Genomic DNA, 21,529 nt, shown 5'->3' with positions numbered 1-21,529 from the left:
ATTAATTTATGTAAAGATAAATACTCTTCTGACAATCAGTATTTTAAAATATAATTAGTGCTCTTTTTTAAAAATTAGGTTGACGCTCATGCGCTTTTTAGCGGGATTAGTTCAACCATCAAAACCTAATGCGCTTCGCTTTTAAGTTTTGCCTGCCTGTCGGCAGACAGGGTTTTCACTAAAAAAATTCCAAACTCCAATAGAAGATCATTGGAATTTGGAATTTAAAGTTTGAAATTTTAAACTTGGGATTTGTCTGCCTGTCGGCAGCCAGGAAGTTCTTACTTCCCTCCCAATAACAGCAGTTCATTACAGAAAACTTCTGTGATATACTGCTTATTGCCATCTTTGTCATCCCAGGAACGGTTGGTCAATTTACCTTCTATGGCAATCTCTTTGCCTTTGGCGACATATTTTTCTACGATTTCTACCAATCCACCTCTCACCACAACATTATGCCAATAGGTGCGCTCCACTTTGTTGCCATCTTTGTCTTTATAGCTGTCGTCTGTGGCCATAGAGAACTTTGCCAATTTGTTTCCGTCAGGAAAACTTACGATTTCTGGATCTTGTCCTAATCTTCCAATCAACTGTACTGTGTTTCTTAATGCGTTCATGATTTCTAAAATTTAAAGGTTAAACAGTTAATATTATTGAATATCGTTCGGTCAATTCAACATCACAAAGATGCGATGGCTTCCTAATGATATTCGGTTATTAACTATTTAAACTCGTTTGTAAATGCTTGTAGTCGTTTGGAAACGGATAATATTCTCTTAAAAACCAGTTTCTTGAAGGAAACCTATAGTTGATAAACAATTACTTATCTCTAACTTTACAATTAATTTAAAACTAAAATATTATGGCAGTAATCATGCACGTAGATTTTCCACATAAAGACGTTTGGGGAAAAGAAATGGCAAGTCAAATGAAAGAGCTTGCACAAAGTATTAACAAGGAACCTGGTTTTATCTGGAAATTCTGGACAGAAAGTAATCAAGACGAAATGGCCGGAGGCGTTTATATGTTCGATACACGAGAAAATGCAGAGAACTATCTCAAAATGCATTCTGCACGTTTGGGAGAATTTGGATATTCAGATATTAGAGGAAAAGTGTTTGAGATAAATGAAGAGCTTTCTAATATTTGCAAGGCGCCATTGTAATTGATTTGACCTTCCATGGGGGTGGAAAATGAGAGATTATCATACGGTCTAAAATAGGCTGATTTTGAAGTTTTGGTTGTAATTTTTTCTCTAAATAAGTTCACCGAAAGACTACTGCCTCCCAATTCAAAATATAAACAACCGTAAATGTAAAAGTTTGGCGACTCCATATGCCTCCGTACCATTTTGCACAATAACTAATTACGCTTTTTTTTATAAATTGCCAGTTGAAGACTATTTTGGCAATATTCTCTCCAATCTTCTGGGGCTTTGTCTACTATCCCAAATCGTCAAGATTAACAACTGGTCTTTATCATTGACTTCATAAATCATCAAATAATCCCTCACAATTTTACTTCGGACATTTTTAATGTCGGTAGGTTTTCCCATTTCAGGATGTTCCGCAATTAATTTAGCAGCCTCTTTAAAAAGTTCGTTAAGTTTTTACTGAACAATTTGGATTTGTTTCTCTTATTCCAATATTTGAGAATCTCTTTTCTATCAGTCTGTGCCCTTCTTGACCAAATTATTTGTTTAACCATTCGTCAATTTCTTGATTTGATTCTTCGTTTGTCAAGTAATCGCCTTGGGCTATTTGTTTCCGAGCATCAGCAATTGCAGATTTCTGTTCCGAATTAAGTTTATATGTCTCTTGAATTTCATTCTCAAGGTTAAGGAATCGATAGAACTCCTCAAGTAAACTCTTATTCTCAGATTGGTTAATCTCGTTGATTAATTTTTTTTTAATTTCTAATGCTTTCATAACCTTACAATTTTTATCAAGATATTAATTTCTTATCAAATTATAACGACCTTTTTACAATTTACCTAAACGGTCAGAATTAGCAGGGCATTTTAGTAGGCGAATTCTGATAGTCTTATTTTTAGTGAACCGAAACTAACGGCTAATAGAAGTATGTATTGACAAAGCTAAAATCTATTCTACCCGCCTAAGCGCCTCAAAAAGCGCATTGGCTTTTTTGCCTATAATAGTACCGCGTTCTGAATACACTATGGTGCCCTCACTATTGATAACAAAATAAGATGGAAACGAACGCAAATCATAATGCTGATCAAAGATGGCATCACCTTGTAAAACCATATAATTGAGTCCTTCAGATTTAACCGTTTTCTTGGTTTCATTTAGGTCATAATCAAAATTCACCGTGATGACCTTCACCTTGCCGCCAAATTCATTTTCGATTTCTTTGACTTTTGGAAGGGACGCCATACAATGGTCGCAAGAAGAGGTCCAGGCTTCCAAAAATATCGGAGCGCCTCGAAAATCACTTAAAGATACTTTTTTGCCATCTAAATCCAACAAGCTCCAATCGGGTGCTTTTACATTGAGCATTGGCTCTTTTTTAATGCCGAAAACAGAGGAGACATAGCCTTCCTTCTCTTCATGAGTAAAAGTATCGTCATCCATGGGGTCATTAAATACAAGCCCGTCATACACTATTTCTTTCTTACCTGATGTGCCATTAGCTATTTCAAGTTTTAAAGGAGTCGCCAATTTGGCGTCTATCCAAATTTTGTATTTATCAAAAGTATAAACATAAGCATGTCTGTCATTAAAATTCGTTTGTTCAACGTAGACGATGTCTTCTTTGAATTGATTCATTAGTCTTGCCGTCACCAATAGATTATCGTCGTCCCCCATATAAGCCTCTAAATACCTTGGAATGGAGCGGTCTTTGCCATAATCAAATATTGTTATTTTATTCTTTTTATCTTCTACCACAGCCAAAGATGCGAGTTTGTAGTAGATGGCTGTTTCTTGGTTCATTTCCTTGAAAAAGAATAATTTTAAATGAGGCTCGTAATTAACCCTCTTTAATTTGTAAATGGTTTGGGTCGACGGCCTGGATGGACTTTTTGTTGATGCAGTAAAACTTATGGTCTCCCATGTATTGAGTTTTTCCGAAGTCTTTGACAATACCTCATCAGGAGATTGTAAATTTTCATTTCCTGCACAGGAAAACAAACTAAGAACGACGGATAAAACAAGGATATATAATTTCATGAATTTCAAATTTTTACCAAAAATGAAATTTACAGCCTTATTTACTATTAAAAAAACTTGAGCTTATTCTTTTGGATTTAAAGGGTGATTTATAAGGTAAGATATGGATGGTTGAAAACCCCAATCGAGAACCTTGGATCAAGTTTGAGAGGTATGAACACGGAACTATCTTTTCGATCAAGATAAGTATCGGAGTCATAAAACCCACTGGTGGGAATAAAAAAATCCCAAATTCCAATGGTCGCACATCGGAATTTGGAATTTTCTACCAGTCGGCAGACAGGGGAAATTGGAATTTTAATTCCTACTTTCCTCCCAATAGCAACAGGCCATTACAGTGGATCTCGGTCATATACTGTTTCTTGCCGTCTTTGTCATTCCAAGAACGGTTGGTCAATTTACCTTCGATGGCGATTTCCTTGCCTTTGGCAACATACTTTTCTACAACGTTTACCAATCCACCTCGTACCACAACGTTGTGCCAATAGGTGCGTTCCACTTTGGTGCCGTTTTTGTCTTTATAGCTGTCGTCTGTAGCCATAGAGAATTTTGCCAATTTGTTTCCGTCAGGAAAGCTTACAATTTCAGGATCCTGTCCTAATCTTCCAATCAACTGTACTGTGTTTCTTAATGCGTTCATGATTTCTAAAATTTAAAGGTTAAACAGTTAATACTATTGAATATCGTTCGGTCAATTCAACATCACAAAGATGCGACGGCTTCCTAATGTTATTCGGTCATTAACTATTTAAACTCGTTTGTAAATGTTTGTAGTCGTTTGGAAACGGATGTTTAAAGTGAGTGAAAAATGTAGTTATACACAACCTTACATAAAAGTTTAAAATTGAAATGAGAAATTTGTATTTTTTGGAAGTGAACGGGTACTTTAATCCATGGTTGAGGTCACATCGTTAAGAGAATGTGATCACTTTCATTGCCATAAACTTTCATCTTGCCATGACGAAGAGAACCCCATAGCATTTATATCAATGTTCTCATATTCGCTCAGTAAAGCTTTAAATCTTTCAACTATAGTGTTATTTGGATTTATAGTTTGCATTAGAAACAAAATCATCGATAATATAAAATAAGCTTTTTTATTACTTATATCATCATCCTTTATCCAAGGTTTTAATGTTGTTTGAGGTTTAATAGGTTGTATACTCATTGTTCTATTCCATAATCTAGAGTGATGCGCACAAACATTCCTTAAATAAACAATGCTATGCATCCAAGAAACAAAAGTTCTGTCATTTAGCCCAAAATAGTTTGCTATCGCTCTTTTGGTTCTCCCTCCTTTTAAATTGCTATATAAAAATGACATTGTACCAAAGGATGTAATTTCCAACATCATCCAACTTGGGGGTAATGGATCTAAGTATTTGCTTGCAAAAGCCTCTATAAACTCCTCATCACTTCTGTGGTATTCATTCTGTAAAGTTCCTAAGCTTTTACTATGCTTAATATGGTTTTTAAAAAGTGAAGAATTTTGATACCAAAAAGCTCCATACTCATGAGATAAAACATATATCATCTTAGCTCTTATCGATACTTCAATCTTTTCTAATTCTCTGATAACTAAAACTCTGAGTTTTCTATCAAAGCAATAAATATCGAAAGCATTTTGAAAAGTAGAATTAGGCTTAAACTTGTGATTTGCCTTGTCTATAAGCATTGGATACCAATAGCCACTAAGTCTATAGTAACTTATGCTTTCTAATAAATGACTTGCTCTTTCTAAATTAAGAATCTCAAGACCTCTGTCTTGTAATTGAGTGATTTGCTCAGCGTAGGTTAAAGCAGGCTTATTATAAGAAATCTTAGCCATATAAAAGTAAAAAGCTTACCCTGAGCGCGCTGATCTTAACGGGAAGCGGGGTAAGCATGTTGATACAAATATACGAAAAAAGTGTCGAATCACCACCTCAAACATCTATGAAATGCATTTTTATGAGATAAAAACGCAAACATTTCAATTTTTCAACAATTTTTTGATAAAATTACCTGCCTAAAAAACGTATATTTATACTATGGCCAAACTTCTAAGCTACCTCTATCCGATTACCAAGAAAATTCAGTCTAAATTTAGTGGCACCTTGGAAATTACCTGGTACAATGGCAAAAAGCATCTCAATACCAAAAACGCCAATTATTCTTATGGTTCTCTTCAAAGGATTTTGAAGTTTGGATTGGACCACATCGATTTGAACAAAGTGAATTCCGTTTTACTTTTAGGTCTCGGCGGTGGAAGTGTCGTTGAGACCCTTCGGAAGGATTTTTCTTATTCTAAACAAATCACCGCAGTAGATATTGATCCGACCGTCATAGAAATTGCCAAGAATGAATTCGGCCTCAAGGAAGATGAAAATTTAAAAATTGTTTGTGAGGATGCCTTAGTTTTCATGCAGTTAAATAGCACTCAATTTGATTTGATCATCATCGACTTATTCATTGATATTGCTGTGCCAAAAGCATTTTTGGAAATACCATTTTGGATGGACATTCTCAAGGCCTCATCAACAAATGGAGCCATTTTATTTAACGCTTCTTTAAATAAGACCAAAAGCGGTGCTCTAAAAGAGGTCATAGAGTTTTTAAAATCCCATATGTATCACACAGAGGTATTTGAAAAAGTGAATAATACCAATACACTTATTTTATCCAAAGGCTTATAAATTATCCAATAGGAATAATTTGTATCTTGTTCTTTGTTAACTTCTAAATTATGAGCAAAAAGTGTTTAGAATGTGGTGAGAAAATTGTTGGGAGAGCCGATAAAAAATTCTGCAGTGATGCCTGTAGAAATTCCTATAACAACACCATCAACAAGGACAATAAAAACCTGATCAGAAATACGAATAACAGGCTGCGCAAAAACTATCGGATTTTGGAAGGCTTAAATCCTGAGCAAAAAACAAAAGTTTCCCGAGGGAAACTGATTGAAAAAGGTTTTGATTTTAATTATTTCACAAGCATTTACACCACTAAGGTTGGCACCGTGTATTACTTTGTATACGATCAAGGCTATCTACCACTTGAAGGAGATTTTTATGCATTGGTGAAACGGGAGAGTTAATTCGTTTCAAATTACATTACTTTATTGTTGAATTCCAGTTCTCTCCTTTCATCTCCAAAGCCGCTTTTAAAATATCTTTTTGGCTGATTTGTCCAACTAATTTTCCATTTTCAAGAATCGGAAATCTACGGTGTTTGGACTCTAAAAAAATACTGGCTGCGTCAAAAACATTCATGTTGCCATCTAATGTATCCACATTGGTCATCATACGTTCTCCAACCGTATCTTTTTCGACGGGCATATTGTAGTATCTGTTATCACTGATCTGTTTTAAGCAATCGCCTTCAGAAATAATCCCAACCAATTCATTATTATCATTAACCACAGGGCCTCCTGAAATTTTATGTTTGATCAAAATCTCGACCACCTCAAATATCTTTTGATCCGTTCTAAACGTAATCAAATCTCTTGTCATATAATCACAAACTCTAAACGGCGACTGCTCGGTAACTTTTTGCTGTTGCCTTCGTGATCCTTGAAAACTCTTGATAGCCATAATTTTATGATTTAGTGAACTTTAAATTTAACAAAAATTAGTCATTTAACCTAACACTCATTTACACCAAATTAATTTTGTAGTTTTATCCTACCAACCAAACCTTTCCCTATGCTCAAAAAAGCTATTGCCGTCGTCTTAATTATTTTAGCCATTTATTGGAGTTTTTTCGCATTAATGCCATCTCAAATTTCCGATTTAAATACCGAATCCACCGCATTTTCTTCTGAACGCGCCTTGGTACACCTTAAAAACATTACCAAAAAACCGCATTATGTTGGTTCTGAAGAACATGAAGTAGTCAAAAATTATTTGGTCAAGGCATTGAATGATTTAGGTCTCGAAACTCAAATCCAAGAGGCTTATAGCCAAAATAAAAAATGGGGAAGTATTGTCAAACCCAAAAATATATTAACACGCATTAAAGGCAGCGATAACTCCAAAGCCTTAATGTTACTCACACATTACGACAGCAAATCGCATGCGTCTTATGGTGCAAGTGACGCTGGCTCAGGCGTAGTCACTATTTTGGAAGGGATTCGTGCCTTTCTGAGCGAAGGAAAAACCCCTAAAAATGATATCATCATCCTTTTTTCAGATGCCGAAGAACTCGGGCTGAATGGTGCCGATATTTTTGTAAACCAACACCCATGGGCCAAAGATATAGGGCTCGTACTGAATTTTGAAGCTCGTGGCAGTGGCGGACCAAGTTATATGCTGATTGAAACCAATGGTGGCAATCAAAATCTGATCAACGGATTTAAAGCCGCAAATCCTGATTATCCTGTAGCCAATTCTTTGGCCTATAGCATCTATAAAATGTTGCCTAACGATACAGATCTGACGTATTTTAGGGAAGATGGTGATATAGACGGTTTAAACTTCGCCTTTATTGATGATCACTTTGATTACCATACGGCCTTAGATACTTATGATCGATTGGACAGAAAAACTTTAGAGCATCAAGGCAGTTATCTGATGCCTTTGCTCACCTATTTCTCAGATGCCGACCTCAGCAGTTTAAAAAGTGATAAAGACTCGGTTTATTTTAATGTACCACTCTTTAAAATGATCACTTATCCAAATTCATGGATCGTTCCAATGCTGATTTTGGCGTGGCTTATATTTTTTGCTTTGGTATTTTACGGCATTAAAAAAAGAAGTTTAAACTCCAAACATATGGCATTAGCTTTCCTTCCGGGGATTGGCGCCTTGCTCATCAACGGTGTTATTGGCTATTTTGGATGGAAATTGCTTTTAATTATCTATCCGCAATACGCAGAAATCCTTCATGGCTTTCCGTATAATGGCCATCTCTATATTTGGGCCTTCGCACTTCTTTCAACAAGCGTTTGTATGTGGCTTTATAATAAAGTTTATAAACCAGAAAACACAGCGAGCTTAGCGGTTCCACCATTACTGTTATGGCTAATTATATGTACCGCTCTGGCATTCATGCTTAAAGGCGCCAGCTTTTTTATCATCCCGGTGTATTTTGGATTGATCAGTCTTTTTGTTCTGGTAAGACAAAAACGTCCCGACATTCTGTTGATGACCTTTTTGCTCTTTCCGCTTTTAATGATCATGTCGCCATTTCTTAAAATGTTTCCGGTGGGACTGGGTTTAAAAACCATTGTCGCCACCACGCTTTTGATATCCATCATGTTTTCACTATGCATTACCGTCTTCGGATTTTCACGTTATAAAAAGAGATGGGCTTACCTTCTGCTGATTGCTGCTGTCGGGTTTTTTATTGCAGCACATACCACATCAAATTTCAATGAAGAGCGTCCGAAACCAAACAGTCTTATCTATTTGTATGACGCCGATAATGACACAGCACAATGGGCAACTTATGATGAAACTTTGGATGATTGGACCAAGGCCTACCTCACAAATGAACCTGAGGCCTTTGACGCTTCCAGCATCAACTTTGATAGTAAGTACGGCACCAAGTTGTCTTACAGTAAAAAAGCGGCACTAAAGCCTCTCAAAAAACCTTATGTTGACAAACAGAAGGATACTATTATTGGAGACGTGAGGCACTTCCAAGTCTTTGTCTCGCCGCAACGTGCGGTCAACACCTTAGAGTTTTATGCCGATACGCCCAACACCTTCCTAAGCTTTAATATCAACGGACTGGAGATCGCAAAAGATGACGGTGAAAATTATGTTTTTAATCATCGTATTAAAAATAGATTGTTCAGTTATATGGTTACCGAAGAAAAAGCCATCGAATTGAACTTTACCGTTCCTGCCTCGCAAAAAACTACTTTTGAGATTTTTGAAGTGTCTTTTGACTTATTGGAAAATGATTTGTTTCAAATTAGTAAACGACCAAAATCGATGATTCCGAAACCATTTGTTTTAAATGACGCTATTATCATAAAGAAAACAATCACTTTTGAATAAACCTATTAGTATTATTGGATGTGGATGGTTAGGTCTGCCACTTGCTATGGAACTCATTAAAAATGGTTACTCCGTAAAAGGTTCAACGACTTCTGCTGACAAAATGGAGGTATTGAAAAAAGTGGGGATCCTTCCATTTTTGGTTTCTATTTCTGATGATGGTATTAAGGGAACAATCGACGCGTGTTTAAAAGACAGCGCGGGTCTCATTATCAATATTCCGCCTGGATTACGAAAGAATCCTGAAGCTAACTTTGTAAAGCAAATGGAAATGCTTTGTAAGCATATTGAAAGCTCCACTATCAAGAACGTACTTTATGTGAGTTCCACTGCCGTTTATGAAGATGATGTTTCGATGCCGATAATTACTGAAGAAAGCCCAACAAATGGTCAATCGGCATCTGCAAAACAGCTTATCGGTGCTGAACAAGTTTTTAAATCAAATTCCAATTTCAAAACGACTATCTTAAGATTTGGTGGTTTGATTGGCGACGGTCGCAACCCTGCGAAATTCCTATCGGGAAAGACTAACGTGAAAAATCCTGAAGGCCCGATCAATTTAATCCATCAAGAGGATTGTATTGCCATTATAAAAACCATTCTCTTAAATAAGCACTGGAATACTGACTTCAATGCCGCAGCACCTCAACATCCTACAAGAAAAGCGTATTATACATCACTTTGTAAATCGCAAAATCTACCAATTCCACAATTTGATCTATCTGGTCATAGTAATGGAAAAATAATATCCAGCGAAAAAGTGGAACGGATTTTGAAATACGACTTTCAGCACCAACTGTAACAATTAGCAAGCTTTTAAGAGTTTGTTTTATTTATTTTTATAGATTTGGCGCAATTAACTAAATAACGGCCTGATTTAAAGGCAAGAATATCTAATTTGAAAATGAAAAAACTAATGCTACTTGTGGTTGTGATGAGTTCTTTAAACATCGCTGCCCAAACCAAGACAGACCTTCAAAAACACTTTGAAAAGTACTATGAACAAATGAAAAAGCAAGGTGACATTCAAGGTGTCATCAACGCCATGACGCACTTGGATGTGCTTGCTCCAAGCCAGGCCAGAAAAGATACTTTAGCCTATGTTTATGTTTCTGAAGGTAGAAACATGGAGGCTTTAAACACTATTGGCATTGAAGCGAGTGGTACAGATTCTGATTTAAACACAGAAATTAAGGCTATTGCTTTAAACGCATTGGGTGAACGTGCACGTGCTTTGGAATTTTATAATAAACTTTATAAAAAAGAAGCCAGCCCAATATTAGCATACGAAATAGCCGATTTATTACTTCAAACCGGCGATATAGCTGGAGCTCAGGAAAAAGTTGAATACGGTCTGGCAAATGTAACGGATGAGATGAGACGTACATTCTATGAAACTCAACAGCCTTATCAAACCTCTCTGAGAGCCGGGTTTTTATATCTAAAAGCTATTCTTACCTTTAGTGAAGACAAAGATGCCAATCAGGAAATTGCGATAGCAACTTTAAATCGTGCGCTTGCCATTGACCCTAATTTTAATTTGGCAAGAATCAGTAAAGAAGCTTTATTATCACGTACCAAGGGAGAGGATTAATAACATTATACAATATAAAATGAAAAAGCAGCTTCATGACGAGGCTGCTTTTTATTTATAATCGTATTCAGAATTTTACCAAATTCTCACGCGTTTTTCAGGTGCCAAATACATTGGGTCACCTTCCTTGATATCAAAAGCTTCATAAAACGCATCAATATTTTTTAAAGGCTGCGTTGCTCTTTGAACCCCTGGAGAATGTGGATCAGTTTTTATCTGAGTTCTCAAGGCATCTTCTCTGATTAAGGTTCTCCATACTGTTGCCCAGCTCATGAAGAAACGTTGTTCTGGAGTAAATCCGTCAATATTTTCTGGACGTCCGTGTTTCTCGAAATGTAACTGTAAACCATCATAAGCACCAAGAACTCCACCAAGATCACCAATGTTTTCTCCTAACGTAAATTTACCATTGATGAAGACGCTGTCTAAAACCTCAATACCACTGTACTGTTCTGCCAAGGCATCAGCACGTTTGGTAAATTCCTCTAAGTCTGTATCTGTCCACCAATTTCTCAAATTTCCATCCCCGTCAAAACGTGCGCCCGAATCATCAAACGCATGGGAAATCTCATGTCCGATTACCGCACCGATACCACCATAGTTTACGGCGTCATCAGCAGTGTAATTGTAAAAAGGCGGTTGTAAAATAGCGGCTGGAAAGACAATCTCGTTGTTACGCGGATTGAAATAAGCATTCACAGTTTGTGGTGCCATTCCCCATCTCTTTTTATCCACTGGCTCATTGATTTCTGAGAAGTTTTTCTCTCTTGCCCAAGTGCCAACAGCTCTCATGTTTTCAGCATAAGTATTGCCTTCTTTTATTTCAAGATTCGAATAATCTTCCCACTCATCAGGATAGGCAATCTTAACGGTAAATTTATCCAGCTTTTCAATTGCTTTTTCCTTAGTATCTTCGGTCATCCAATCCAATTTCTTGATTCTATTTTGGAAGGCTTCAATAACATCAGCAATCATTTCTTCTGCTTTAGCTTTTGCTTCTGGTGGAAACTTCGCTTCCACATACAATTTCCCAATAGCTTCACCCACGGCACCATCAACGGTTCCTAAAGCACGCTCTTCAGCTGGACGTTGCTTTTGTGCACCATTAAGCGTTTTTGCATAAAAATCCCAATTTGCTTTTTCGATTTCCGTAGATAAATAATTTGCAGAACCATTAAGCGTATTCCAAACCATTAAGGTTTTGATATCTTCAATTGGGGTTTGTTTTAAGAAATTTTGCAATGAAGCCATATATTTTGGCTGCATGATATTGACTGTGTCAATCTTTTTTTCAATGCCCAAGTCATCTACCAATTTTTGCCAGTTGACCGCTGGGGTCATTTTTTGTAGATCTGCAAAAGGAATCGGATTGTTATAATTACGTGCATCTCTCATGGCTACTTTATCCAATCTTGGCTCAGCCAATTTCGTTTCCATTGTAAGTATCTTATTAGCCGCTGCCTTTGCTGTTGCTTCATCATAATCGATAAATTGAAGCATTCTGGTAATATGATCGATATATTGACCTCTGATTTCTTTTGATTTGGCATCTTGATCCAAATAGTAGTCTCTTTGTAATCCAAGGCTTCCAGGATATATCCAAGCCATATTCATGCTACTGTTATTAAGATTTGGTGATGCACCAAGTCCTGCAAACGGCGCGCCTACTCCATCCACAGTGGCGTAAACAGTTTGCATGTCATTCAAGTTTTTGATGCCATCAATGGCTTCCAACAATGGTTTGAGTGGTTCAATACCCGCATTGTTTCGTGCTACTGAATCCAACTCACTTTGAAAGAGCAATAAAGCCTTCTTTTGATCCGTGCCATCGGCATAGGTGCCTAATTCGTGAGCGTTTTTTACAATGTCCAGAACATCTTGACGAGTTTCTTTTCGCAAAACTCCAAAACCACCCCAACGGGTTTCGTCATCCGGAATGGTATTGTTTTTTGCCCAATTTCCGTTGACATAATTGTAGAAATCGTCCTTTGGACTCACAGATGTGTCCATGTTTTCAAGTACGATTCCTGGAATTTTTTCTTCTGCCATGACGGTTTCCTTTGGTTCTTCTTTACAACCAACGATGGTTACAAATACTAAACCGGTAGTCGCCAATGCATACTTAAGATTGGTTTTCATAGTGTTTAAATGTTTAATTTGAATAAAATTAGTTATTAATATGAAGCTTGTTCATCGCAATTGTTACATATTAACAAAAGATTAAGAGAAAAGAGGGGATTGCAAATTTCAAGTTCAAAGTTCGAAGTTCAAAGTTTCGAATGAACATCTCTGATTAGAGTTGATCATTGTTCAAAAATCAACAATCTTCAATCATTAATCACTCATAATCCTCTTTCTATACTGGCTATTCCCTACCCTCTACTCTCTAATCCCTCTATTTCGATATTCATCATTCTGTGTTCAATATTCAAAACGTCTCTAAAGAAATCGAAATTATCTGACTCACCTCTCACCTCTCACGTTTCAGGTTTCAGTTTCATGTTTTCATGTTTCAGTTCAAAGTTCGAAGTTCGAAGTTCGAAGTTTAGAGCCATTTAAACTTCGATATTTGATATTCAACATTCTGTGTTCAACATTCTAAACTTTTCTATAAATATCCAATTATCGAAATTATCTGACTCACCTCTCACTCTCTCACCACTCACCACTCACCACTAACCACCATAAACAAATCATCGGCTAATTCGTTTTAACCGGAAGCTCAATCTGCTGCGCTTCCTTTTCAAACTTTTTGTTGATTTGAAGGATAAGATTCACATTGGCCACTAACAATTCCTTAATGCTCTCCAAAAGATCCGTTTTCTTGATATTATCAAGATTGGCAAGATCTTGAAGCCTTAACAAATTGGTTTCCAAAACGGTCATTCGCGATCGTATTGCAGGTGTTATAACAACGGGAGGCTGTTGTAACTTCAATTCCGCAATAAACTCTTCCATTATTTTTTTCTCAACCCTAAAAAACGAAAGATCTCCGTTTTTCATAAGCTCTATCTGTGCTTGTAAATCTTGAAATTTTTGCCAATCTAAAATGGCCTGATTGCTGTCTGGGCTTAAAATATAATCGGTGTAATCCAATTTTTCGATATCCTCTGCAGTAATAACATAAGATTTTTCCTGATTTTCAGAAGTCGCTTCGTCAGTCTTTGGTTCCGATTTACAACCCATAAAGATTAAAAGACTTAATAAAAAAAGTTGTTTCATACAACAAGGAAGTTTTGAAATAGATGATTAAGGTTCAAAGGTAATTAAACTAAACGTATCTCCTTTTATGGACATTTTAATTAATTGGACAAACTTGAATATTTAATTTTTGGTATAAAATAGTTTTAATGGCATCAGCATTGACGGACATTTTTTATCTTGCCTTACCTTTTCAAATAAATATATGAGATCATCTAATAGGAAAATCACTTTTAAAGTGCTTTTTGGATATATCGCTCTTGGGATTTTAGCTGCAATTTCTGGATGGCTGGTTTTTACAGAATTGGGAAATTTCACCGCAACCCAAACTGACGATTTAAAGGAGCGTCATAAACTCATAAAGATAAGTGGCTTGGTCACCGACATCTACGAGAATGAAAGTTTGGCGAGAGCAGCACTTCAACTCAATACTGCAGAAAAATTCAATGCCTATATTTCGCAGAACGACAGTCTCATCAACACCATAGACACCTTACGTGTTTTGGTGAATGACGATTATCAAAAGGCACTGCTGGACAGTGTGAGGGTGATTTTTGATAAGAAACAGCATGACCTCAACGAACTGAGACGCCTTAAAGACAACAATACCTCTGAAAAATCAATTGAACAGACCATTAATAAACTAAAGTCCATTGATCCCATTTTAGGGAAATTGACCATAGAGGATTATGTGGAAAATCCGACGGAAGTCAATCCGAAAATAAAAGAAGTTCTGGAAGGTTTTATTCAATTTTCAAATGAATCTAAAGCAAAGGATTCCGTGAGTAAGGTTGATCAAAAGCAAATTGATTCCATCGTGACCACCTCAAGGAACATGTTGAGAAAAATTCAACAGGAAGTTGCTTCTCAAAAGCAATCGTTAATGCTTAAGGAGCGTGAATTGGTTGAAAATGATTTGAACACCTCCCGACAGTTACGGAATTTATTGCGCACTTTAGAGCGAGAAATGGTGGCGTCGTCCCAAAGCATCATTGCCCAACGACAACATGCATTGGATCGCGGTACCAGCATTATCTATATGGCTGCCATCATCAGTTTTATCTTAGTGGTCATTTTTTCCATTGTTATTTTGAACGATTTTTGGAAAAGTCAACGCTATCGGGAGGAACTTGAAAAATCCAACACCTATACCAATTCGCTTTTAAAAAGTAGGGAACAACTGATCAATATGGTGAGTCATGATTTAAGATCGCCTTTAAGTACCATTTCGGGCTATAGTGAATTGCTTCAAAAAACAGCCCAAAACGCAAAAGAAGACAATTATTTAGACCATATTAAAAACGCCTCCACCTATATGAGTCAGTTGGTAGATGACCTTTTGGAATTTTCTAAATTAGAAGATGGTCATATCACCATAGAAAGCATCCCGTTTAATCTTAAAACGGTGTTGGACGAAACCAGTACAAATATCAAGACTATTTATGCCGACAAGCCTATTGCTCTCCTCGTCAAGCATGATCCAGCGCTTGATATCACCATTGTCTCCGATCCTTTTAGAATTAAACAGGTGCTTTATAACCTGATCGGGAATGCATACAAGTTTACCGAAGAAGGCAGCATTAGCATCACTACCAAACTACATTCCTCTTACAACAATTATAAGGTCTCCATTACCATTACTGATACTGGAATTGGCATTGGTAAAGAGAAACAAAAGGATATTTTTAACGCCTTTACCCAAGTCAACCAACCCAGCAACACCAAACATTCGGGTTTTGGATTGGGATTGGCCATTTCAAAAAAACTCATGAATCTGTTAAAAGGTTCATTGACCTTGAACAGCGTTCCAGGAGAAGGAAGCACTTTTACAGTTACTTTTCCCGTTAAACTCTCTTATCAAGATGTAGAGGTAAAACCCGCCATTCCTGAAAACACCAATTTCAAATTAAAGGCTGTTGTTGTAGATGATGATGCGTCACTGCGCCAACTCATCGCTGATATTTTGGAACAGCACCAAGTAACTACCTATACTTTTGAAGATGCCAAGGCTGCTCTTTCAGCATTGGAAGATCTCTCTTATGATCTGATCATAACGGACATTCAATTGCCAAAAATGAATGGCTTCCATTTTATGGAAACCGTCAAACAATTACCGTTTTATGAGCAGCAGCCTATTATTGCGATGACTGGGAGAATGGACATCAATACTGAGGACTATATAGAAAGTGGGTTTTCTAAAGTAGTTTACAAACCTTTTGAGGCCCATATTTGGTTTGATATTTTAAGTGAATTGTTTCCTGAAAGTATCACCAAACCAGAAGAAGACATTAAAAAGGCGTCCTACCGTTCGGAGTATTTTGACACGCATTCCATCGCTGGATTCTTAAATTATGACGAGGAGGCGTTAAAATCGCTGTTGGAGATATTTCTAAAGGACACCAAAAAACATATCGCCGAGTTAAAGTCGGCTCAAAAACAAAACGATATCAAAACCATTAACGATCTGAGCCATCGAATGCTGACCATGTTTAAGCAATTAAATGCCAAATCCGTAGTACCACATTTAGAAGTTTTAGAACATGCAACAGTTGTGGATAGCGAGCTTTTGGAAGCTTTAGAGCTCGAGCTCAAGGCTTTTTATGAAGACATGCAGGCATACATTACTCCAAATTATACTCCTTAAGTTTGTTATAAAGCGTTTTTCTTGAAAAATTGAGGAGTTTTGCCGCTTTCGTTTTATTGTTATTTGCCTCTTGAAGGACTTTTACAATCAACTCTTTTTCGTTTGACTTGGCAGAAAAAGAATGTGGCTCAGCTTCTTTGGGGGGTGCAGCGGACAACTCAGGAGGCAGCACCTCTTTTTGTATCACCTCTCCAGAAGTTAGCAATGTCGCACGTTTGATGACATTGGAAAGTTCTCGTAAATTGCCTGGCCAAGTATAATTCTGGAATATTTTCAATACCTCAGAAGAAAATCCGATGATGGATTTGTTCAATTGCTGATTGGCGTTCTCCAGAAAGAAATCGGCGTAGAGGATCAAATCATCTCTACGTTCCTGTAAATTGGGGACTTTTATAAAAAACTCATTCAGCCTGTGATAAAGATCTTCTCTAAAATCACCCTGCTCCACGGCTTTCAACAAATCTTCGTTAGTTGCTGTCAACAATCGGATATCTACTTCAATTTCGTCATTGCTCCCAATAGGCTTGACCCGCCTTTCCTGAAGGGCCCGCAGCAATTGTATTTGATTTTCGTAAGATAGATTCCCGACTTCATCCAAAAAAAGTGTCCCGTGGTTAGCGGCTTCAAAATGGCCAATTTTATCATTAATCGCCCCTGTAAAAGAGCCTTTCTTATGCCCAAAAAATTCGCTGGAAGCGATTTCCTTTGGAATAGCGCCACAATCGACCGCAATAAATGGTCTATTTTTTCTTGAGCTTTTTAAGTGAATGGCTTTTGCCACAACCTCCTTGCCCGTACCACTTTCGCCAGAAATCAAAACCGACATACTTGTAGGCGCCACAAGATTGATATGGTCATACAATACTTTAGAAGCAGCACTTATACCGGATACAAATCCTGGTGCTACCGCAGACTGGGGCTTTGGAACCGAAGCTGTCTCTTCTTTCGGTTTTTTTATATCCTGTTTTTCCTTAAGTGCATTTTTGACCACTTGCAAAACCTCTTCAGGGTTAAAAGGCTTGGAGATATAATCAAAGGCACCTTCCTTCATCGCCTTCACGGCCGTGGACACTTCGGCATAACCCGTCATCAACACTACCGGAACAGTCGCATCTTTTGTCTTGATATGGTTCAATAGCGCAATCCCATCACCATCTGGAAGCCTAAGATCGGCAAACACCAAATCAAAAGTGGATTTCTTGACCTGAATTTTAGCATCTTCAAGCGTATATGACAAGGTCACCGAATGATGGTGCCGCTCCAAAAAACGTCGTAACATCTCAGAAAAACTCACATCATCTTCAACCAAAAGAATGGCACTCATAGTTTATTCGTTTTTACAAAAATATCAAGTTAAACTCAGTAAACCCTTTAAAAAAAACATAAAAAAAGGACGCTTTCTTAAAAACGTCCTTTTTCTGCTTATATAAGTGATGAAACTTTATTCTTTTTCAATCCAGTTTCCATCCTTGTCAGCATATACTGTTGATGCCGCTCCATCAATAGTAATTTCCAATTTGTATTCTTGCTTATCATTTACATAAGCTTTATCTAGAGTGGCGGTCTGAAAATCTTTTGCCAATGCATCTTTCACTGCTTGTGGAAGTGTTTCAGCTTCGATTTCTTTAAATTCTTCCTGTGCTACTAGTTCGAATTTCTCTGTTTGATTCATCGGAAATGCAGAAGTTGCATAAGTTGATAATCCTCCTAAAACGATTGCTACTGTTAAAATTACCTTTTTCATAATATTTTATTTTTATTGTTTTATTATTTGTTTTTGTTAATGTGCGTGTGACTAAAATGAAAACTTACTCTTTTTCAATCCAGTTGCCGTCCTTGTCAGCATATACCGTTAATATCTCACCTTCAATAGTAAGGTCTAATTTGTATTCCAATTCTTGTTTCTCACTTACGTATGCTTTATCGAGAGCGGCGGTCGGAAAATCCTTTGCCAAGGCATCTTTCACAGCTTGTGGAAGCGCTTCAGCTTTGATCTCTTTATATTCTTCCTGTGCTACTAGTTCGAATTTCTCTGTTTGGTTCATAGGAAATGCAGAAGTTGCATAAGTTGATAATCCTCCTAATACAATGGCTACTGTTAAAACTACCTTTTTCATAATATTTAATTTTTAAAGTTTAAATGTTTATTTGTTATTCTGTTGTGCTACTATTCTAATAAGAAATAAACATGCCATTGAGGCGATTATAACCATTCGTAACGATAATTAATTGATTATCAGTAAATAAAAACAACCTGTCGATTTTTAAAAACTATATAAACTGTGTAAATCTTCCTTTTGAAGTCCACACTTCGTGTAAATTCTATACAATTATCAATTTAATAGCACATTTTTGATTTTTTCATGAAATAACAAAAGGGAAATTCATTCCTGAAAACATCCCATTCTTCCTAAAAAAACTTTGTATTTTTGCATAAAATTAAACAACAATGTCTCAAAAAATTCTCATTATTGGAGCCTGTGGTCAAATTGGCTCCGAGTTAACCTTCAAGTTACGGAGTATTCATGGCGATGAAAATGTCATTGCATCTGATATCGGCTATAACAATCTTGACGTGGTCAATTCAGGTCTTTTTGAGATTGTTGATGCCCAAGATTATGGCTCCATCTTACATTGTGTAGAAAAATATAGGATAGATACCATTTATTTAATGGCTGCCATGTTGAGTGCCACTGGAGAAAAATATCCAATGAAAGCTTGGGATTTGAATATGAACTCCTTATTTCATGTCTTAAACCTTGCAAAAGCCAAATTTATCGAGAAAATATTTTGGCCTTCAAGCATCGCTGTATTTGGCCCAACCACACCTAAATATGACACACCTCAACATACAGTTATGGCCCCTACAACGGTTTATGGCATTACCAAACAAGTTGGCGAACGTTGGTGCGAGTATTATTTTGACAAGTACGGTGTTGACGTGCGCAGTTTACGTTATCCTGGAATTATCAGTTGGAAAACTCAACCTGGAGGTGGCACGACCGATTATGCCGTAGAAATTTATCACAGAGCCATCACCGATGGGCATTATTCAAGTTTCTTGTCTGAGGACACAGAACTACCCATGATGTTTATGGATGACGCCATTGATGCTACCATTCAAATTATGAATGCTCCGGCCAATCAATTGACCATAAGATCTTCATATAATCTGGCGGCCATGAGTTTTACGCCTAAAGATATTGCGACCGAAATCCAAAATCATGTTAAAGATTTTATCATTACCTACAATCCAGATTTTAGACAACAGATTGCCGATACTTGGCCAAAATCAATTGATGACAGCGTTGCCAGAACCGATTGGAATTGGAATCACAAATTTGATCTCAAAAAAATGAGTGATGAAATGTTGACGCAGTTGGGTGAAAAGTATGCTACTTCTGAGAATTAAGCGTGAGGGAGGAGACATTGGGATTAGAGATTAGGGGAATTTTTGACGATTGACGATTGTTGATTGATGGTTTTGATTGGCAAATTGGGAATAATCGTTCAGACTTGTCATATAAGCACCATAATTCTAAACTCATAAACGCTAAACTTCTAAACCTCTATTGAAGATTGTTGATTGTTGATCGGTGATCGCTGATTAGAGAATTTGAGAATTGGGAATATCAATCCAAATTAATTCTAAAAGCACCACAAACTCTGATCTCTGAACTCCGAACTCTGAACTCTAAATTCTATACCCTAAACTCCTTACACCAAAACTTTTTTCAAAAAAAGTGATGACATTTATATTAAACTGCGATGATGTTGAAAAGAAGCATCATGAAAGCACTAATTCCATTTATTTTCACTCTACTGATATGCTCCTCTTGTCTGGATTCTCAATCTCAAGAAGGGCGTAGTTCCTCTAAATCAGACTTGGGACTGTTTCAACCTTCAACACAGAAACACTATTTTGTTGACGGCAAAACGGGATTGGTTGTATTTCATCAGGAGTATCCATCAAACTGGGAAATCCTGAGCCGACCAGACTACAGTCTCGACAGCGATTTTCCCACATTTTTGCATCTCAAGCAAAATAAAAATGGCATGAAAGCCTTTAACACGCCAATTTACCAATATGTAGGATTTCAAAATCCGTATTATGCACAAATGATGAGAAACAACGGACTAAAAAATGAACGGCCTTTGATTTCTCCAATGGCTTTTGTTGAACAGGAGCTCGTACCGCTGATGAATCGCGAAGGGTTCAAATTCCTATCCCACCGGGAATTTCCTGAATTGAATGCACATGTTGAAAAATATGTGGCCAAGACTGGGCTAAAAAATATAGAATTTAGAGTATACCCTACTGAATGGATCAATAACAACAATGTTAAGGCAATAGTTTTCTTTAAACAGATGATATTGCACTATGACCCTGCGCTGACCGGAGGAGAAGTCATGGTTGTATGGAATTATCAATTGAACTTCTTTTTTGCACCTACTTCCATTTATGAATCTGACTTGAAAATTGCAATGAATGCCGATTTCAATATAGTTAACAATCCCAATTGGGAAAGATACCAGATACAGGTCAACAATTACAGACAGCAGCAAAAGAATATTATCCATCAGCGTACTATGAGAGATCTCAATAATGCCAGGGATGCTGATCATGCACGCTATATGGACAATCTTAGAGGCACTTACACGGCACCGGCGTACGCTTCAAATTCCAGCCATAGCAATTTTATTGATATGATCAGGGAAGAACAGAATGTGAGCCTTAACGGAAAAACTTTTAAGGTTAATGCAGGAGCAGATAACTATTGGATGAATAGTGACGGCAAGTACATCGCTAGCAGTGACCAGTTTTATGACCCCAATAGAGATCCGCTTTATGACAACCAACAATGGGATCTGACTACAAACAATTAAAAATAAATTAGAAATTTTATAAAAAAAC

At 36.9% G+C, this 21,529-nt stretch carries 20 protein-coding genes and 1 pseudogene; 9 read left to right on the top strand and 12 right to left on the bottom strand.

What is annotated here, in order from left to right; translation table 11 throughout:
• Positions 1-281 precede the first annotated feature (281 nt).
• The gene (locus J4051_RS15725) at positions 282-617 is read right to left on the bottom strand and encodes a single-stranded DNA-binding protein (RefSeq protein WP_208234835.1); all 336 of its coding nucleotides are present in this window, start codon (positions 615-617) and stop codon (positions 282-284) included.
• A gap of 245 nt (positions 618-862) precedes the next feature.
• Between J4051_RS15725 and J4051_RS15720 the strand changes: the two genes are divergently transcribed.
• On the top strand, positions 863-1,165 hold the full coding sequence (locus J4051_RS15720) for a monooxygenase (RefSeq protein ID WP_208234834.1): 303 nt from the start codon (positions 863-865) through the stop codon (positions 1,163-1,165).
• A 234-nt stretch (positions 1,166-1,399) separates the two neighbouring features.
• On the opposite strand, the pseudogene J4051_RS19070 reads toward J4051_RS15720, so the two are convergent.
• The 5 genes and pseudogenes from J4051_RS19070 to J4051_RS15695 all read right to left on the bottom strand — a co-directional run.
• Positions 1,400-1,591: pseudogene (locus J4051_RS19070) on the bottom strand (type II toxin-antitoxin system RelE/ParE family toxin); the annotation flags it as partial.
• 100 nt (positions 1,592-1,691) lie between these two features.
• Positions 1,692-1,928 carry a hypothetical protein gene (locus J4051_RS15710; protein ID WP_208234833.1) on the bottom strand — a complete coding sequence of 79 codons (237 nt, stop codon included), beginning with the start codon at positions 1,926-1,928 and terminating at the stop codon, positions 1,692-1,694.
• 174 nt (positions 1,929-2,102) lie between these two features.
• Positions 2,103-3,191, bottom strand: a complete 1,089-nt coding sequence (locus J4051_RS15705) for a redoxin family protein (RefSeq protein ID WP_208234832.1) — start codon at positions 3,189-3,191, stop codon at positions 2,103-2,105.
• 304 nt (positions 3,192-3,495) lie between these two features.
• The gene (locus J4051_RS15700) at positions 3,496-3,831 is read right to left on the bottom strand and encodes a single-stranded DNA-binding protein (protein WP_208234831.1); all 336 of its coding nucleotides are present in this window, start codon (positions 3,829-3,831) and stop codon (positions 3,496-3,498) included.
• A gap of 291 nt (positions 3,832-4,122) precedes the next feature.
• Positions 4,123-5,019 (bottom strand): Abi family protein, encoded by an 897-nt coding sequence (locus tag J4051_RS15695; protein WP_208234830.1) that lies wholly within the window; start codon positions 5,017-5,019, stop codon positions 4,123-4,125.
• A gap of 202 nt (positions 5,020-5,221) precedes the next feature.
• Here J4051_RS15695 and J4051_RS15690 point away from each other — a divergent pair, with 202 nt between their 5' ends.
• A complete protein-coding gene (locus J4051_RS15690) occupies positions 5,222-5,866 on the top strand; it encodes a fused MFS/spermidine synthase (protein WP_208234829.1) in 645 nt (214 codons plus the stop codon).
• A 50-nt stretch (positions 5,867-5,916) separates the two neighbouring features.
• Entirely contained in the window at positions 5,917-6,267 is a 351-nt protein-coding gene (locus J4051_RS15685; protein ID WP_208234828.1) for a hypothetical protein, read from the top strand.
• Between the two features lie 16 nt (positions 6,268-6,283).
• On the opposite strand, the gene J4051_RS15680 is transcribed toward J4051_RS15685, so the two are convergent.
• Complete coding sequence (locus J4051_RS15680) at positions 6,284-6,763, bottom strand: CBS domain-containing protein (RefSeq protein ID WP_208234827.1); 480 nt, start codon at positions 6,761-6,763, stop codon at positions 6,284-6,286.
• A 111-nt stretch (positions 6,764-6,874) separates the two neighbouring features.
• Between J4051_RS15680 and J4051_RS15675 the strand changes: the two genes are divergently transcribed.
• The 3 genes from J4051_RS15675 to J4051_RS15665 all read left to right on the top strand — a co-directional run bounded on the left by J4051_RS15675 (position 6,875) and on the right by J4051_RS15665 (position 10,769).
• Entirely contained in the window at positions 6,875-9,175 is a 2,301-nt protein-coding gene (locus tag J4051_RS15675; protein WP_208234826.1) for a M28 family peptidase, read from the top strand.
• Positions 9,168-9,977 carry a Rossmann-fold NAD(P)-binding domain-containing protein gene (locus J4051_RS15670; RefSeq protein WP_236027537.1) on the top strand — a complete coding sequence of 270 codons (810 nt, stop codon included), beginning with the start codon at positions 9,168-9,170 and terminating at the stop codon, positions 9,975-9,977. Before J4051_RS15675 ends, J4051_RS15670 begins: the two co-directional genes overlap by 8 nt.
• A gap of 102 nt (positions 9,978-10,079) precedes the next feature.
• On the top strand, positions 10,080-10,769 hold the full coding sequence (locus tag J4051_RS15665; protein WP_208234825.1) for a hypothetical protein: 690 nt from the start codon (positions 10,080-10,082) through the stop codon (positions 10,767-10,769).
• A 75-nt stretch (positions 10,770-10,844) separates the two neighbouring features.
• On the opposite strand, the gene J4051_RS15660 is transcribed toward J4051_RS15665, so the two are convergent.
• A complete protein-coding gene (locus J4051_RS15660) occupies positions 10,845-12,908 on the bottom strand; it encodes a M13 family metallopeptidase (RefSeq protein ID WP_208234824.1) in 2,064 nt (687 codons plus the stop codon).
• A 561-nt stretch (positions 12,909-13,469) separates the two neighbouring features.
• Entirely contained in the window at positions 13,470-13,991 is a 522-nt protein-coding gene (locus tag J4051_RS15655) for a hypothetical protein (protein WP_208234823.1), read from the bottom strand.
• A 184-nt stretch (positions 13,992-14,175) separates the two neighbouring features.
• On the opposite strand from J4051_RS15655, the gene J4051_RS15650 reads away from it, so the two are divergent.
• Positions 14,176-16,614 carry an ATP-binding response regulator gene (locus J4051_RS15650; protein WP_208234822.1) on the top strand — a complete coding sequence of 813 codons (2,439 nt, stop codon included), beginning with the start codon at positions 14,176-14,178 and terminating at the stop codon, positions 16,612-16,614.
• Here the strand turns inward: J4051_RS15650 and J4051_RS15645 are convergent.
• The 3 genes from J4051_RS15645 to J4051_RS15635 all read right to left on the bottom strand — a co-directional run bounded on the left by J4051_RS15645 (position 16,592) and on the right by J4051_RS15635 (position 18,731).
• On the bottom strand, positions 16,592-17,938 hold the full coding sequence (locus tag J4051_RS15645; RefSeq protein WP_208234821.1) for a sigma-54-dependent transcriptional regulator: 1,347 nt from the start codon (positions 17,936-17,938) through the stop codon (positions 16,592-16,594). The genes J4051_RS15650 and J4051_RS15645 overlap by 23 nt on opposite strands.
• Positions 17,939-18,055: 117 nt before the next feature.
• Positions 18,056-18,358, bottom strand: a complete 303-nt coding sequence (locus tag J4051_RS15640; RefSeq protein ID WP_208234820.1) for a hypothetical protein — start codon at positions 18,356-18,358, stop codon at positions 18,056-18,058.
• A gap of 64 nt (positions 18,359-18,422) precedes the next feature.
• Entirely contained in the window at positions 18,423-18,731 is a 309-nt protein-coding gene (locus tag J4051_RS15635; protein ID WP_208234819.1) for a hypothetical protein, read from the bottom strand.
• Between the two features lie 332 nt (positions 18,732-19,063).
• Here J4051_RS15635 and J4051_RS15630 point away from each other — a divergent pair, with 332 nt between their 5' ends.
• Together J4051_RS15630 and J4051_RS15625 are read left to right on the top strand one after the other, a co-directional pair.
• Positions 19,064-20,026, top strand: a complete 963-nt coding sequence (locus tag J4051_RS15630) for an NAD-dependent epimerase/dehydratase family protein (protein ID WP_208234818.1) — start codon at positions 19,064-19,066, stop codon at positions 20,024-20,026.
• A 377-nt stretch (positions 20,027-20,403) separates the two neighbouring features.
• The gene (locus tag J4051_RS15625; protein ID WP_208234817.1) at positions 20,404-21,501 is read left to right on the top strand and encodes a hypothetical protein; all 1,098 of its coding nucleotides are present in this window, start codon (positions 20,404-20,406) and stop codon (positions 21,499-21,501) included.
• The last annotated feature ends 28 nt before the right edge of the window (positions 21,502-21,529 follow it).

This window comes from Gelidibacter pelagius (assembly GCF_017581925.1).
Classification (GTDB): domain Bacteria; phylum Bacteroidota; class Bacteroidia; order Flavobacteriales; family Flavobacteriaceae; genus Gelidibacter; species Gelidibacter pelagius.
Note: the sequence above shows the minus strand (reverse complement) of the source record. Positions and strands in the feature narration are given on the sequence as shown.

Bases quoted from the DNA above. Each gene is read 5' to 3' on its own strand.
- J4051_RS15725 (WP_208234835.1), bottom strand. From the start codon at position 617: ATGAACGCATTAAGAAACACAGTACAGTTGATTGGAAGATTAGGACAA.
- J4051_RS15720 (WP_208234834.1), top strand. From the start codon at position 863: ATGGCAGTAATCATGCACGTAGATTTTCCACATAAAGACGTTTGGGGA.
- J4051_RS15710 (WP_208234833.1), bottom strand. From the start codon at position 1,928: ATGAAAGCATTAGAAATTAAAAAAAAATTAATCAACGAGATTAACCAA.
- J4051_RS15705 (WP_208234832.1), bottom strand. From the start codon at position 3,191: ATGAAATTATATATCCTTGTTTTATCCGTCGTTCTTAGTTTGTTTTCC.
- J4051_RS15700 (WP_208234831.1), bottom strand. From the start codon at position 3,831: ATGAACGCATTAAGAAACACAGTACAGTTGATTGGAAGATTAGGACAG.
- J4051_RS15695 (WP_208234830.1), bottom strand. From the start codon at position 5,019: ATGGCTAAGATTTCTTATAATAAGCCTGCTTTAACCTACGCTGAGCAA.
- J4051_RS15690 (WP_208234829.1), top strand. From the start codon at position 5,222: ATGGCCAAACTTCTAAGCTACCTCTATCCGATTACCAAGAAAATTCAG.
- J4051_RS15685 (WP_208234828.1), top strand. From the start codon at position 5,917: ATGAGCAAAAAGTGTTTAGAATGTGGTGAGAAAATTGTTGGGAGAGCC.
- J4051_RS15680 (WP_208234827.1), bottom strand. From the start codon at position 6,763: ATGGCTATCAAGAGTTTTCAAGGATCACGAAGGCAACAGCAAAAAGTT.
- J4051_RS15675 (WP_208234826.1), top strand. From the start codon at position 6,875: ATGCTCAAAAAAGCTATTGCCGTCGTCTTAATTATTTTAGCCATTTAT.
- J4051_RS15665 (WP_208234825.1), top strand. From the start codon at position 10,080: ATGAAAAAACTAATGCTACTTGTGGTTGTGATGAGTTCTTTAAACATC.
- J4051_RS15660 (WP_208234824.1), bottom strand. From the start codon at position 12,908: ATGAAAACCAATCTTAAGTATGCATTGGCGACTACCGGTTTAGTATTT.
- J4051_RS15655 (WP_208234823.1), bottom strand. From the start codon at position 13,991: ATGAAACAACTTTTTTTATTAAGTCTTTTAATCTTTATGGGTTGTAAA.
- J4051_RS15650 (WP_208234822.1), top strand. From the start codon at position 14,176: ATGAGATCATCTAATAGGAAAATCACTTTTAAAGTGCTTTTTGGATAT.
- J4051_RS15645 (WP_208234821.1), bottom strand. From the start codon at position 17,938: ATGAGTGCCATTCTTTTGGTTGAAGATGATGTGAGTTTTTCTGAGATG.
- J4051_RS15640 (WP_208234820.1), bottom strand. From the start codon at position 18,358: ATGAAAAAGGTAATTTTAACAGTAGCAATCGTTTTAGGAGGATTATCA.
- J4051_RS15635 (WP_208234819.1), bottom strand. From the start codon at position 18,731: ATGAAAAAGGTAGTTTTAACAGTAGCCATTGTATTAGGAGGATTATCA.
- J4051_RS15630 (WP_208234818.1), top strand. From the start codon at position 19,064: ATGTCTCAAAAAATTCTCATTATTGGAGCCTGTGGTCAAATTGGCTCC.
- J4051_RS15625 (WP_208234817.1), top strand. From the start codon at position 20,404: ATGAAAGCACTAATTCCATTTATTTTCACTCTACTGATATGCTCCTCT.